Origin of the sequence: Dactylosporangium sp. NPDC051541 (genome assembly GCF_044454505.1) — a bacterium.
GTDB lineage: Bacteria > Actinomycetota > Actinomycetes > Mycobacteriales > Micromonosporaceae > Dactylosporangium.
Genome location: NZ_JBITDU010000005.1, coordinates 242,914 through 257,408, shown reverse-complemented (window position 1 = coordinate 257,408; position 14,495 = coordinate 242,914). Strand labels below are relative to the sequence as shown.

Below are 14,495 nucleotides of genomic sequence, written 5' to 3'. Positions count from 1 at the left end.
AAGCCTTTATTGTGGTACTGTGCTCACGCTCAGTGACTCCGAAGTCGTCCTCGACACCGCCCGCGGGCCGGTCGTGGCGCTGGTGCACCGCCCGGTGGCGGACACCGACCGCAACGCCGCCGTCGTGCTGTGCGCCGGTGTCGTCGGGTCGAAGGAGGACTTCCTCCCCGTCCTCCCGGCGATCGCGGCGGCCGGATACCACGCGTACGCCTACGACTATCGCGGCCACTACACCGAGCTGGCCGAGGAGTCCCCGGAGGCGCACACCATCGCCGAGCACGCCGAGGACCTGGTCGCCGTGGTGGAGAGCGCCGGCCGCCCGGTCCACCTCGTCGGGCACTCCTACGGCGGGTTCGTCGCCCGCGCCGCCGCCCTCATGCGCCCGGAACTGCTGCTCTCCGTCACGCTCATCGGAGCCGGGCCGGGGATGGACGGGGCCAAGCACCGCAGGCTGCTCGCCGGCTTCGACAAGACCCTGGCCCTGCAGGGCGCGGCCGTCATGTGGCCGGTCGTGCGGCGCCTCGTCCCCGAGCGGGACGTCGACCGCCGCGAGTTCTGGCGCCGCCGCCTGGCCGGAATGCGGCTGGCGTTCCTGCACGGCGCGCTGCGCTCGCTGACCGCCGAGGGCGACCGCGGCGCCGACCTGCGGGCCACCCGGCTGCCGGTGCTGCTCATGCACGGCTACCGCGACCAGCGCCTCTGGTCGGCCCAGGACTTCGCCGGCTACGCCACCCGGATGGGCGCCGAGCTCGAGATCATCCCGGACGCGTCGCACAGCCCCAATCTGGAGCAGCCCGGGCGGACGGCGGCCGCCCTGGCCCGGTTCTGGGCCGACGCCGAGCGCCGCCACGCCGAGCGGCTCGTCCTCGACCTGGTCCGGCCCCGCGCCCTGACCGACCCCTACGCCACCTACCGCACCCTGCGCGAGCGCACCCCGGTCCTGCGCATCGACCTGCCCGGCAAGGCCGCCGCGGTCGTCCTCAGCCGCCACGCCGACGTCGCCCGGATGCTCCAGGAGCCGATCTTCGCCAGCCCCGGCGAGGACCCGGCCCGGCTCACCCACAACTGGCGCGACGTGCGGATCGTACGCTGCCTGTACCAGTCGTTCGGCTGGCGCGAGGGCGCCGTCCACACCGACCTGCGGGCGGCCCTCGCCCGCCGCCTGGTCCCGCGCCGGGCCGAGGAGCTGCGCGCGGACACGATCGCCACCGCCGAGGCGTGCCTGGACTCCTTCGGCGAACGGCTCGCCGGCGGCGCCGCCGTCAACCTGGTCGAGGCCCTGGCCATCCCGTTCGCCTCGCTGGTGACGGGCCGGCTGCTGGACATCCCCGACGCCGACGCGCTGCGGCTGGGGGAGGCGGCCCGGGTCGCCTCGGCCGCGTTCGAGCCGTTCATGACGCCCCGGCAGCGCGGCGAGATGGCCACCGCCGGCGAGGAGCTCATCGACGCGCTCGAGGCCCTGGCGGCCGAGCGCGAGACGGGGCTGCTGCCGGTGGTCCGGCGGCTGCGGCCGGACCTGGGCGAGCAGTACCTCGGCGACCTGGTCCTGCTGTTCGGGGCCGGCTACGACTCACCGGCGAGCCTGGTCACCCTCGGCGCCCGCCTGCTGCTGTCGTACCCCGACGAGGCCGCCCTGGTCCGCATCGGCGACGACGACGCGGCCGGCCCCGCGGTCGAGGAGATCCTGCGCTACGAGCCGCCGGTGCAGATCGCCGTGCGCATCGCCACCGCGCCCGCCCGCTTCGGCGACGTCGAGGTCCAGCCCGGCATGGCCGTCCTCGGGCTGGTCGGGTCGGCCAACCGCGACCCGGCGTACGTCACCAACCCCGACCGCTTCGACGTCCTGCGCCGCCCGGCCCGGGCCGCCTTGAGCTTCGGCGCCGGCCGGCACTTCTGCCCGGGCGCGGCCCTGGCCCGCCTGCACGCCCAGGTGCTCTTCCCCCGCCTGCTGCGCCGCTTCCCGGCGCTGCGCATCGCCGGCCCGGTCCGCTACCGCGCGCCCGGCACCATGCTGCGCGGCATCGAGGACCTTCCCGTGTCGAACGGAGCATAGAAAAACATGCGCGTGCTCTTCACCATGAACCCGGCCCCCGGCCACCTGTTCTCGATGGTGCCCCTCGCGTGGGCCCTGCACCTGCGCGGCGACCAGGTGCTCGTCGCCGTGCCGCAGCCGCTGCACCAGCAGGTCCGCCGGGCCGGGCTGACGGCGGCCGTCGTCGGCGGCGACGCCTCGTTCTTCGAGCTCTGGCCGTCGGACCGGCACCTGGGCGGCAACGAGGAGCTCGACCTGGACGTGTTCGTCGCCCTGGCCGAACGGACGCGGGACGACATCGACGCGCTCGTGCGGGCCTGGCGGCCCGACCTCGTCGTCACCGAGCCGGTCGAGTACTCCGGGCCGCTCGCCGCGACGAAGGCCGGCATCCCCTGGGTGCTGCAGCACTGGGGGCTTCCGGTCCCGGCCGAGACGCACCGCAAAGCCCTGGCCGGCGTGCGGAACCGTCTCGAAGCCCTCTACGCCGGCGTCACGGTCGACCCGCCGGCCCTCACCATCGACACCTGTCCACTCAGCCTCGGCGGCGTGCCGGGCGGGACCCCGATGCGGTACGTGCCGTACAACGCGGCCTGCACCATCCCCAGCTGGCTGCTGCGGACCCCCGAGCGCCCGCGGGTGTGCGTGTCCATGGGTACCGTCCCGATCCCCGAGGGCGTCGACGGCCTCACCGCCGCCGTCCATGGCCTGGCCGGCCTCGACGTCGAGATCGTGGTGTCCGGGGCCGGGGTGCACAACGTCACCGACCTTCCTGAGGGCGTGAAGCGCATCGGCTGGATCCCACACAACCAGCTGCTGCCCGGCTGCGCGCTGTTCGTCCACCACGGCGGCTCCGGCAGCTCGATGGCCGCACTCACCGCCGGCCGCCCCCAGCTGCTCATGCCCCAGATGTGCGACCAGTTCGCGATCGCCGAACGCCTCACCGCGGCCGGGGCCGCCCGCAGCATCCCGTTCCCGGAGCGCTGCGCCGCGGCCGTGCGCATCGAGGCCGGCAAGCTGCTCGCCGACGACGGCTACCACATCCGCGCGGCCGAACTGGCGGCCGAGATCGCCGCGATGCCGTCCCCGGCCGCCGTCGCCGACGCGCTCGTCCTCCTCAGGTAGTACAACCTGACGCAGACGACGCGGGAGTTTCCGAAACTTAGCGTCACTGCCGTGACAGTCAACGTGGCGGTGCGGGCCGCCGATGTGGTGAAGGTGTACGGCTCCGGCGACACCGCGGTGCGCGCGCTCGACGGCGTCGGGGTCGAGTTCCCGGCGGGGGAGTTCACGGCCGTCATGGGGCCGTCCGGCTCCGGCAAGTCGACGCTCATGCACTGCCTGGCCGGCCTCGATACGGTCGACAGCGGCTCGGTGCGGATCGGCGGCACGGAGCTGACCGGCCTGTCCGACCGGGCACTGACCCGGCTGCGGCGGGAACGCATCGGGTTCGTGTTCCAGTCGTTCAACCTGCTGCCGACGCTGACCGCCGAGCAGAACATCACGCTGCCGCTCGACCTGGCCGGCCGCAAACCCGACCCCGGCTGGCTGCGCGAGCTCGTCACGACCCTCGGGATCGCCGACCGGCTGCGGCACCGCCCGTCCGAGCTCTCCGGCGGCCAGCAGCAGCGGGTCGCCTGCGCCCGGGCCCTGCTGAGCCGGCCCGACGTGGTCTTCGCCGACGAGCCGACCGGCAACCTCGACTCCCGCACCGGCGCCGGCGTGCTGGAGTTCCTGCGCCGCAGCGTCCAGGAGCTGGGCCAGACCGTCGTCATGGTGACGCACGACCCGGTGGCGGCCGGCCACGCGGACCGGGCCGTGCTGCTGGCCGACGGCCGCATCGTCGATGAAATACCGAAGCCCACGCCGGATCTGGTACTGGCTGGGCTCCGCCGGCTGGGCGGCTGACATGAGCAACCCGCGCCGTTTCATCCCGACCCTGGTCGCCGTGGCGCTCGCGGTGGCGTTCGTCGCCGGCACGCTGATCTACCGCGACACGGCCGAGGCCGCGCTCTACGACGAGTACGCCCGCGCCGCCCGCAACGTCGGCGTGGCCGTCACCGCCCGCGGCGACACCCGCCTGGAACCGTCCACCCTGGACCGGCTGCGCACCGACCCCGGCGTCGCCGCGGCCGACGGCCGCCGGGCCGAGCGGCTGCCGCTGCTGGACCGGCGCGGCCGGCTCGTCACCGACCTGGGCGCGCCCGGCTTCGGCATCAACGCCGGCACGGTCGCGGCGCTGCGCCCGTTCGACGTCCACAGTGGACGCCTGCCGGAGGTGGGCGGGGAGGCGGCGCTCGACACCCGCACCGCCGGGCGCATCGGCGTGGCCGTCGGCGACACCGTCACCGTCGTCGACCCGAAGGAGCAGCGGCAGACCGTCCGCGTCGTCGGCCTGGTCGACGTCACCGGCTTCCAGGGCGGGCGCTCCTCCACCGTCGTGCTCACCGACGCCGAACTGACCCGGCTCGCCGGCGGCTCCGGCTACCGGGAGGTGGTCGCGGCCCTCCACCCGGGCGCCGACGCCACCGCGGTCCGCGACCGGATCGGCGGCGGCGTCGACGCGAAGGCCCGCACCGGCGTGCAGTTGCGCAAGGACCTGGCCCGGGAGGCGTCCGGGCAGCTCGGCGGGCTGCTCGTCGGCATCGGCCTGTTCGCCCTGGTCGCCGTGCTCGTCGCCGGGTTCGTCATCGTCAACACGTTCACCATCGTCATGGCCCAGCGGCTGCGCGAGACCGCCCTGCTGCGCTGCGTCGGCGCCGGCCGCGGGCAGGTGTTCCGGATGGTCCTGGCCGAGGCCGCGAGGGTCGGCCTGGCCGGGTCCGTCATCGGCACCGGCCTCGGCGTGCTCGTCGCCTTCACCCTGTCGCGGCTGTCGTCGCTGGTCGGGCTGCCGGCCGGGGGACTCGTGCTGACCACGCTGCCGCTGCTGGCCGGCCCGGTGCTCGGCCTGGTCGTCACCGTCGGCGCCGCGGTCGCACCGGCGGCGCGGGCGTCCCGGGTCCGGCCGATGGCGGCGCTGCGGGCGGCGGTCCCCGAGTCCGGCTCGTTCCGCCGCCTCACGCTGGTCCTCGCCGTCCTCGCCGCGCTCGGGGGCACCGCGCTGACCGTGGCCGGGGTCCGCGGCACCGGCGGGGCGCTGGAGGCGATGGTGCTCGTCATGGTCGGCGGGATCGGCAACTTCCTGGCCCTGCTGCTGCTCACGCCGCGCCTGGTCGGGCCGGTCGTGCGGGCGCTCGGCTGGCTGCCGGGGCGGGTGTTCGGGGTGCCGGCGAAGATGGCGGCGGCGAACGCCGCGCGGAACCCGGCCCGGACCGCGGCCACGACCGCCACGCTGCTCATCGGGGTGGCGCTGATGGCCGGCGGCGGCACCGTCGCGGCCACCGTCAACCGGACCGCCGAGCAGCAGCTCAACACCGCGTTCCCGGTCGACTACATCCTGACCCCGTCGGTGCCCGGCGACCTCGTGCCGGCGGCCGTCGCCGGGGAGATGCGCGGGGCCGGGTTCCCGATCGCCGCCCCGGTCCGCCAGGGCCGCTCCGGCGACATCCTGGTCGGCACCCTCGACCCGGCGGCCGGGCTCATGCCCGTGCGCCCCGGCACGGCGATCGTGCCCGCCGCCGGTGACGTGCTCGGCGACCGCGCGGCGGGCTCGCGGATCGACCTGGTCGCGGGGGACAGGCACCTGACGGTGACGGTGGCCGAGGTCGCACAGAGCGCCAGCCTCGTCGGCGACGTCGTCATAGCCGAAACCGACTTCGCCGCGCTGTTCCCGGACGTCCACGACGACGCGATGGTCCTCGTGAAGGCGGCACCGGGCCGGCCGTCCGCGCAGACCCGGGCCGAGCTCGACACCGTGCTGGCCGACCACCCGCTGGTCCAGGTGGCCGACCTGGCCGAGGTGCGCGACGAGCGCAGCGCCGCGATCGACCAGATCGTCGCCATCATCGCCGCGCTGCTCGGGTTCGCGCTGGTCATCGCCGTCATCGGGATCGGCAACACGCTGTCGCTGTCGGTGCTGGAGCGGGCACCGGAGACGGCCCTGGTCCGGGCGCTCGGCCTGACCCGGGGCCAGCTGCAGGGCACGCTGCTGACCGAGGCGCTGCTGATGGCCCTGACCGGGGCGCTCGGCGGGGTGGCGTTCGGGGTGCTCTACGGCTGGCTGACCGCCACCGCCGGCTTCGGCGCGATCCACCCGCTGCTGCGCGTGCCGGTCGGGCAACTGGCCGGCTTCGTCCTCCTGGCCGCGGCCGCCGCCGTCCTCGCGGCCGTCCTACCCGCTCGCCGCGCCGCCCGTGCTTAGGCCCCGCCCGGCCGACCATGCCGGCCTGCGACGGGCCCAGGCTCCCCCTGCGCGCACCCCACGAAGGCCGGGTCACAACACCGGTAGCCAGGCCTCCGCGGGGCACACGCAGGAGAACCCTGGACTCTGTCTCGGCTCGACATGACCCGCCGGGCGGGACCTAGGCTGGACGTCGTGAGGTCGAGGCTGTTCGACGCGGCGGGGGTGGCGTGCGTCCTGGCGCTGCTCTACCTCGAGCGGCACCTGGCCCCGGTGCCGATCCTCGTCATCGGCACCGTGATGGCCCTGACCCTGCTGCTCCGGCGGGCCTATCCGGTGCCGGTGGCGGCCGCGGTCTACGGCCTCGCGCTCGTCCAGCTGGCGGTGCGCCCGGCCGTGCGGATGGTCGACGTCTGTGTGCTCATCGCGATGTACAGCGTCGTGAAGTACCAGAAAAAGCTGCTCTGGGGCATTGTCGCCGGAGGCGGAGCGGCCGTCGGTGTGCTGATCGCGGCCGTCACCGAGTGGCGCAACCACACCGGCAGCTTCTGGATCGTGTTCAGCGTGGTCGGCGCGGTCACGGCGACCGTGTGGGTCAGCGCCTACTCGGTGCGGACCCGCCGCCTCTACATCGCCTCCCTGGAGGAGGAGCGCGACCAGCTGGCCCGGCTGATCGCCGCCGACGAGCGGGCCGCGATCGCACGGGAGCTGCACGACGTCATCGCCCACAGCCTGTCGGTGATGATCGTCCAGGCCGACGGCGCCGCCTACGTCGTGGAGACCTCGCCCGCGGAGGCCCGCCAGGCCCTGGACACCATCGCGTCCACCGGCCGGACCGCGCTCACCGACATGCGCCGGGTCCTGGCCGTGCTGCGCGGGCCGGCCGTGGCGCCGGAGGATCGCCGCCGCCCGCGCCTGGCGGACCTCGCCGAGTCCGGGCTGGCGCTGCGCATCGAGGGCTCGGCCGGCGAGCTCGGCGCGGCCGAGGAGCTCACCGTGTTCCGGATCGTGCAGGAGTCGATGACGAACACGCTGCGGCACGCCGGCCCGGGGGCCTCCCTGGTGGTCCAGCTCGAGCGGTCCGGCAATGATCTGCTCATCACCGCCACCGACGACGGGACCGCGTCCACCGGCGGCGCTTCGGACGGGCACGGCCTGGTCGGCATGCGGGAGCGGGTGGCGATGCACGGCGGGACCTTCGCCGCCGGCCCGCTCGACGGCGGTGGGTGGCAGGTGCGGGCCGCGATCCCGGTGTCCGGATGATCAAGCTCTTCCTCGTCGACGATCAGGACCTGGTCCGGGCCGGGTTCAAGATGATCCTGTCCGCGCAGGCCGACATGACCGTCGTCGGCGAGGCGGCCGACGGTGCCCATGCGCTGGGGCTGCTCAAGACCGTGGCCGCCGACGTGGTGGTCATGGACATCCGGATGCCGGTGATGGACGGGGTGGCGGCGACGGCCGAGATCGCCGTGTGGCCCGACGGCCCCCGTGTGCTGGTGCTGACGACCTTCGACACCGACGAGGACGCGTTCGCCGCCCTGCAGGCCGGGGCCAGCGGGTTCCTGCTGAAGAACGCGCCCCCGAGTGACCTGCTCGCCGCGATCCGGGTGATCGCCGCGGGGGACGCGGTAGTGGCGCCGCGCGTGACCAAGCGCTTGCTCGATCAATTCGTCGTGCCCGCTCCGGCCGCCTCGCGGGGGTCGGTCGGATCGGGCCGGCTCGATCTGCTGACCGACCGGGAGCGGCAGGTGCTGCTGCTCGTCGCCGAGGGGCTGTCCAACGCCGAGATCGGCGACCGGCTGCGGGTCGCCGAGACGACCGTGAAGACCCACGTCGGGCGCGTCCTCACCAAGCTCGGCCTGCGGGATCGCGTGCAGTTAGTGGTCCTCGCCTATGAGAGCGGGCTGGTGCGGCCCGGAGGATGACCGGGTTCCGTCATGCTCTTGCGGAGATGCGTCTGGATATTGCGCACTCGTGTCACTCGGGTTACGGTCCCTCTTGCGCCGACCATCCGCCGACCGGTGCACACCCCCGATCGGGCCCCGCCGCGACCGCCACCGCCCGGGGCTCGTCCCAGCTCATCGAAAGTTGGCAAGCCATGCGCATACCAAGAGCGCGAACCGCGGCGCTGGTCGCCGCGGCCACGCTGGCCGCGGCCGGCGTGGCCGTCTGGGTCGCCACCCCGGCTCTGGCCGCCGCGACCGGCGGCGTCGGCGCGACCCTGCCCTACGTCGAGGTGCAGGCCGAGAACGCGGCCACCAACGGCACCCAGATCGGGCCCAGCGCGGCCTACAACACGCTGCCCGCCGAGGCGTCCTACCGCAAGGCCGTGACCCTGCAGGGCCAGGGCAAGTACGTCGAGTTCACCACGCCCGTGGCGACGAACTCGATCGTGTTCCGCTACAGCATCCCGGACACCTCCGGCGGCTCGGTCTACACGGCGCCGCTCTCGCTGTACATCAACGGGACCCGCAGCACGAACTTCACCCTGACCAACGCGTACAGCTGGTACTACAGCAGCTACCCGTTCAGCAACCAGCCGGGCGGCAACCCGCACCACTTCTACGACGAGGTCAACCGGCTCTTCCCGACGACCTACCCGGCCGGCACCAAGTTCAAGCTGCAGGTCGACTCCGACTCGACCGCGTCGTCGTACACCATCGACTTCGCCGACTTCGAGAACGTCGGCCCGGCCCTGTCCCAGCCGTCCGGCTCGGTCTCCATCACCAGCAAGGGCGCCGACCCAACCGGCGGGCAGGACTCCACGTCGGCCATGAACGCCGCGATCGCGCAGGCGGGCGCCGGCGGCACCGTGTGGATCCCCGAGGGCACGTTCAAGATTCTCGGCCACATCGCGGTCAACAACATCACCATCAAGGGCGCCGGCATGTGGCGCTCCCGCACGACCGGTGACCGCATCGGCTTCTACGGCAACTACGCGCCGACGCCGAGCGCCAACGTGCACCTGGCCGACTTCGCCATCTTCGGCAACGTCCAGGAGCGCAACGACTCCGACCAGGTCAACGGCATCGGCGGGGCGATGAGCAACTCCACCGTCGACCGGGTCTGGATCGAGCACACCAAGGTCGGCGCCTGGATGGACGGGCCGTTCACCAACCTGGTGATGAGCGGCCTGCGGCTGCGCAACTTCACCGCCGACGGCGTGAACTTCCACAACGGCGTCACCAACTCGCGGGTCACCAACAGCGACGTGCGCAACGCGGGCGACGACGGCCTGGCCACCTGGGCCGAGCAGAACGCCGACTCCGGCGACTCGTTCGACCACAACACGGTGCAGTACCCGATCCTGGCCAACGGCATCGCGATCTACGGCGGCCACGACAACTTCGTGACCGACAACCGGGTCGTCGACGCCGGCCTCACCCAGGGTGGCGGCATCCACGTCGCGCAGCGTTTCGCCTCCACGACGCTGGGCCGCACCGACGTGCTGCGCAACACGATCATCCGCTCCGGCAGCCTCGACCCCAACTGGCAGTTCGGCGTGGGCGCGCTGTGGTTCGACGCCCGCGACGGCGTGATGAGCGGCCTGACCAACGTCGACAACATCCTGATCCAGCAGAGCCCGTTCGAGGCGATCCAGTTCGTCTCGGGCTCGCAGATCTCCAACGTGAAGATCAACAACGCGACCATCCAGAACACCGGCACCTGGGCGATCCAGGAGCAGGTCGGCGGGGGCGCGACGATCTCCAACTCCACCGCCACCGGCGTGCAGGCCCCGGCCGCGATCTACAACTGCGGCGTCGGCTTCACGCTCACCGACGGCGGCGGCAACAGCGGCCTGTCCACCAGCGCCTGCTCCAACCTGCAGACGCCGACGTTCCCGCCGTACCTGCCGGACAACGGCTCGAACATCAACATCAGCCCGAGCGCGCTCGGCTTCGGCTCCGTCGTCACCGGCTCCACCAGCGCCTCGCAGGCGGTCACGGTGACCAACTCCGGCTCGGCCTCGGCCCCGATCGGCACGATCGCCGTCACCGGTGACTTCGCCCAGACCACCACCTGCGGCAGCAGCCTGGCCGCGGGCGCGTCCTGCACCGTCACCGTCACGTTCAAGCCGACGGCCGCGGGCTCGCGCACCGGCTCGCTGTCCATCACCGCCTCCGGCATCGCCAACTCGGTGCCCCTCTCCGGCACCGGCGTCGCCCCGGGCCCGATCGTCAACGCCAGCCCGGGCGGCCTGACCTTCGGCGGCACCGTCGTCGGCGCGTCGTCGGCGACCCAGACGGTCACGCTGAACAACTCCGGCACCACCGCCGCGACCGTCTCCGGCATCGCGACGTCGGGCGACTTCAGCCAGACCAACACCTGCGGCAGCAGCATCGCCGTCGGCGCGTCCTGCACCGTGACGGTCAAGTTCACGCCGACCGCCTCGGGCTCCCGCACTGGCTCGCTCACAGCCACGACCAGCGCCAACAACAGCCCGGCGGTCGTCAGCCTGTCCGGCAGCGGCATCGGCACCGACACCAACATCGCGCTGAACAAGACCGCGACGGCCAGCAGTCAGGTGAACGGCACGCAGGCCGCGACCACCGCCACCGACGGCAACGCGGCCAGCTACTGGGAGAGCGCCAACAACGCGTTCCCGCAGTGGATCCAGGTCGACCTGGGCGCCGCGACCAGCATCGGCAAGGTCACGCTGAAGCTGCCGCCGGACACCGCGTGGGCGACCCGCACGCAGACGCTGTCCGTCACCGGCAGCACCGACGGCACCAACTTCAGCACCCTGTCCGCCTCGGCCGGGCGCACCTTCAACCCGGCCAGTGGCAACACCGTCGCCATCACGGTGCCGGCGACGAGCGTGCGGTACGTCCGCGTCAACGTCACCGCGAACTCGGGCTGGCCGGCCGCGCAGCTGTCCGAGCTGGAGGTCTACCCGAGCGGCGGCGGCACCCCGAACGCCCCGGTGCTCAGCTCCTCCCAGTCGTCGCTGACCTACGCCACCCAGGCGCTCAACACCACGAGCGCGGCGCAGTCGGTCACGATCACCAACACCGGCACCGCGGCCGCCACGGTCTCCGGGGTCAGCGTCTCCGGTGACTTCGCCCAGACCAACAACTGCGGCGCGATCGCGGTCGGGGCCTCGTGCTCCGTCAGCGTGACCTTCCGCCCGACGGCCTCGGGCGGCCGCACCGGCACGCTCACGGTCACCAGCAACGCCAACAACAGCCCGACGACCGTCGCGCTGAGCGGCACCGGGGCCGGCAGCGCGCCGACCGACCTGGCCGCGGGCAAGGCGACCGGCGAGTCCAGCCACAACGACGTGTACCCGTCGGGCAACGTGGTGGACAACAACCAGAACACCTACTGGGAGAGCGTCAACAACGCCTTCCCGCAGTGGGTCCAGGTCGACCTCGGCTCGGCCCAGACCGCGTCCCGGGTCGTCCTGCAGCTGCCCGCCGGCTGGGGTGCGCGCACGCAGCGCATCCAGGTCCAGGGCAGCACCAACGGCTCGTCCTTCACCGAGCTGAAGGCGGCGACCGACTACAGCTTCACGCCCGGCGCGAACAACACCGTGACCATCACGTTCACGGCCACCACCCAGCGGTACTACCGGGTGACGTTCACGTCGAACTCGGGCTGGCCGGCCGGCCAGCTCTCCACCTTCCAGGTGTGGAACTCGTAACACCCCCGCACGACGGCGCCGCCGGAACCTTCACGGGCTCCGGCGGCGCTGTCGTGTTCAGGCGCTCGACGAGAACGTGATGCTGAACGGGTTGGCCTGCGGGACGCCCGCGTTGGAGAAGCAGGCCACCGGGACCGCGGCGTCGCTGGCCAGCTGCTGCCACAGTGAATGGATGGTGCAGTAGCCGGGGCCGTCGCCGATCGCGGTGACCTGGGTGGTGGTGGCCTTCTCGTGCAGGGACGGGAACTTGACCACGTAGACGCCGGTGCCCAGGCTGGACGCACCGTTGGCGCCGACGCCGAGCGGGTAGTTGAAGTTGGTCGGGCCGGTGTACGGGATGGACAGGTAGCCGAAGTACTTCGGCGGCGCGAACGAGCCGTAGACCGAGCGCTGGCGGTGGAAGGAGGCGGTGAAGTCGCTGGAGATCGGGGCGCCGGAGACCGGGTCGTGGCAGGCGACGTAGACGATGACGTCCGGGCCCGAGGTGAACTCGCGCATGATCTTGCAGCGGCGCGGACCGGCGTTCGGCTGGGCCGCGGTCACCTGCACGTTGCCGGACAGCAGGCCGCTGGTCTCGCCGACGCCGCCGAAGAACACGCTGTAGATCCCGACGCCGATCGGAGTGATCGACACCGCGCCGGCCGTCGAGTTGTAGGACTGGATCAGGGTGTTGGACATGACCTGCACGGAGGCGTACGTGCCCGGCACCGGGGAGATGGCGCCCGAGCTGACCGTCCACAGCACCGTGAACGGGGTGTCGGCGGGCGTGCCGCCGGCCTTGAAGCACTGGACGTCGACGATCTGGTCGGCGCCGGAGGCGTACCAGCGGACCGTCTCGCAGAACCGGCCGTCCTTCGCGACCGCGGTGACGTGCACGTTGCCCTTCGGGCCGGTGGCGACGTTGGGGAAGCGGACCAGGAACCGCCCGGTGGCGACCTTGCCGCCGGTCGCGGTGAGCGCGGACGACCAGGTGCCGTACTGGTACGGCGCCGGCAGTGCGGTCCACGTGGGTACCGCCGGATTGTCGACGTACGCGAACCCGAACCGGTCAGCGGTGGCGGCCGCGGCCGGTGCGCTGGGGACGAGCAGGACGGCCGCGAACACCGCGGCGATGAGCGCCACGACCTGGCGGGGGCGGGGAAGCATAAGGCTCCAATCGACTTGGGTCGATGCGGAGTCCTACTGTGCGGCCCGCCGGGCGCGGTCCGCTGTCGGCTTGCGTACACCGGACATCGGACCCGCGCAAAGGCGCAAAAGGCCGCGTGTGGGCGACGAGGTTCGGTAAGGCCTTGACATAACTATTGACGGCCATGAAGTATTACGCGCCGTGGCGGCGCAGCAGACGCATCCCCGCGACCTGTGGCGCCGCGAGCTCGGCGGGACCGCCAAGCGGGTCGCCGAGACCTTGCGGCTTTACGGGCCGCGGACCCGGGCCGAGCTGGTCACCCTCAGTGGCCTCTCACGGCCGACCGTGTCCGCCGTCCTCACCGACCTCGGCGGGGCCGGGCTCGTCAGCGAGAAGGTCGGCGCCGCGGCCCGGCCCGTCGGCGGGCGCCCCGCATCCGTCGTGCAACTTACCCGCCGGGCCGGCGTCGCCGTCGGCGCCGATGTCGGGCGGCGCCACGTCCGGGTGGCCGTCGCCGACCTCGGGCACGCGGTCATCGCCGAACGGGCCGCCGTCACCGACTTCGACATCGACGACCGGCCCGCCGACGCCCTCGACCTGGCCGTGACCCTCGTCGACACCGCCCTCGGCGACGTCGGGGCGACCCGCGACGACGTCGTCGGCGTCGGGCTCGGCGTGCCCGCCCCGATCACCCGGGACTGGCGGATCGGCTCGCCGCCGATGCTGCCCGGCTGGGCCGACCTGCGCCCGGCCGACGAACTCAACGCGCGGCTGGGACTGCCGGTGCGGGTCGACAACGACGCCAACCTGGCCGCCCTCGGCGAATACGTGTGGGGCGCGGGCCGCGGCTGCACCGACCTCGTGTACGTCAAGCTGGCCACCGGGATCGGCGCCGGCATCGTCCTGGACGGGCGGCTCTACCGGGGCGCGGCCGGCACCGCGGGCGAGCTCGGGCACGTCACCCTCGACGCGCGCGGCGCGGTCTGCCGGTGCGGCAACCGCGGCTGCGTCGAGCTGGCGGTCGGCGGCCGGGCGCTGCTCGCCCACGCCCGGCAGAGCCACCCGGAGCTGCAGAACCTCGGCGGGCTGATCGAGTACGCGCACGCCGGCGACCCCGGCTGCCGGCGGCTCATCATCGACGCCGGGACGCAGCTCGGCTACGCGCTGGGCAACCTGGTCAACCTGATCAACCCGCAGCGGGTCCTGCTCGGCGACGAGCTCGGGGCCGCGACCGAGCTGCTGCGCGAGCCGCTGCAGCGCGGGCTGGCCGAGACCGCCCTGGCCGCGGCGGCCGAGGCGGTCGAGGTCGTGCGGAGCGCCCTCACCCCGCGCGCGGCCGCCCTCGGGGCCGTGGCCCTCGCCCTGGGCATCGACACCATCCCCTTTGCCACCGCCCAATAAAGAGCAGAACAGA

Annotated in this window: 9 protein-coding genes; 8 read left to right on the top strand and 1 reads right to left on the bottom strand. The window is 73.2% G+C overall.

Annotation, left to right across the window (positions count from 1 at the left end):
• Window positions 1-19 precede the first annotated feature (19 nt).
• The 7 genes from ACIA8L_RS24960 to ACIA8L_RS24930 all read left to right on the top strand — a co-directional run bounded on the left by ACIA8L_RS24960 (window position 20) and on the right by ACIA8L_RS24930 (window position 11,955).
• The gene (locus ACIA8L_RS24960; protein ID WP_395908510.1) at window positions 20-2,053 is read left to right on the top strand and encodes an alpha/beta fold hydrolase; all 2,034 of its coding nucleotides are present in this window, start codon (window positions 20-22) and stop codon (window positions 2,051-2,053) included.
• A gap of 6 nt (window positions 2,054-2,059) precedes the next feature.
• On the top strand, window positions 2,060-3,154 hold the full coding sequence (locus tag ACIA8L_RS24955; protein ID WP_395908508.1) for a nucleotide disphospho-sugar-binding domain-containing protein: 1,095 nt from the start codon (window positions 2,060-2,062) through the stop codon (window positions 3,152-3,154).
• A 51-nt stretch (window positions 3,155-3,205) separates the two neighbouring features.
• Window positions 3,206-3,937 (top strand): ABC transporter ATP-binding protein, encoded by a 732-nt coding sequence (locus ACIA8L_RS24950; RefSeq protein ID WP_395908505.1) that lies wholly within the window; start codon window positions 3,206-3,208, stop codon window positions 3,935-3,937.
• 1 nt (window position 3,938) lies between these two features.
• The gene (locus ACIA8L_RS24945) at window positions 3,939-6,332 is read left to right on the top strand and encodes an FtsX-like permease family protein (RefSeq protein ID WP_395908503.1); all 2,394 of its coding nucleotides are present in this window, start codon (window positions 3,939-3,941) and stop codon (window positions 6,330-6,332) included.
• A gap of 174 nt (window positions 6,333-6,506) precedes the next feature.
• Window positions 6,507-7,574, top strand: coding sequence for a sensor histidine kinase (locus ACIA8L_RS24940; protein WP_395908501.1), 1,068 nt, complete (start codon window positions 6,507-6,509; stop codon window positions 7,572-7,574).
• Window positions 7,571-8,236 (top strand): response regulator, encoded by a 666-nt coding sequence (locus tag ACIA8L_RS24935; RefSeq protein WP_395908499.1) that lies wholly within the window; start codon window positions 7,571-7,573, stop codon window positions 8,234-8,236. The genes ACIA8L_RS24940 and ACIA8L_RS24935 overlap by 4 nt, the downstream gene beginning before the upstream one ends.
• A 173-nt stretch (window positions 8,237-8,409) precedes the next feature.
• On the top strand, window positions 8,410-11,955 hold the full coding sequence (locus tag ACIA8L_RS24930; RefSeq protein ID WP_395908497.1) for a choice-of-anchor D domain-containing protein: 3,546 nt from the start codon (window positions 8,410-8,412) through the stop codon (window positions 11,953-11,955).
• A gap of 57 nt (window positions 11,956-12,012) precedes the next feature.
• Here ACIA8L_RS24930 and ACIA8L_RS24925 read toward each other — a convergent pair whose 3' ends face one another.
• Window positions 12,013-13,101, bottom strand: a complete 1,089-nt coding sequence (locus tag ACIA8L_RS24925) for a hypothetical protein (RefSeq protein WP_395908494.1) — start codon at window positions 13,099-13,101, stop codon at window positions 12,013-12,015.
• 181 nt (window positions 13,102-13,282) lie between these two features.
• Here ACIA8L_RS24925 and ACIA8L_RS24920 point away from each other — a divergent pair, with 181 nt between their 5' ends.
• Window positions 13,283-14,482, top strand: a complete 1,200-nt coding sequence (locus ACIA8L_RS24920) for an ROK family protein (RefSeq protein ID WP_395908492.1) — start codon at window positions 13,283-13,285, stop codon at window positions 14,480-14,482.
• The last annotated feature ends 13 nt before the right edge of the window (window positions 14,483-14,495 follow it).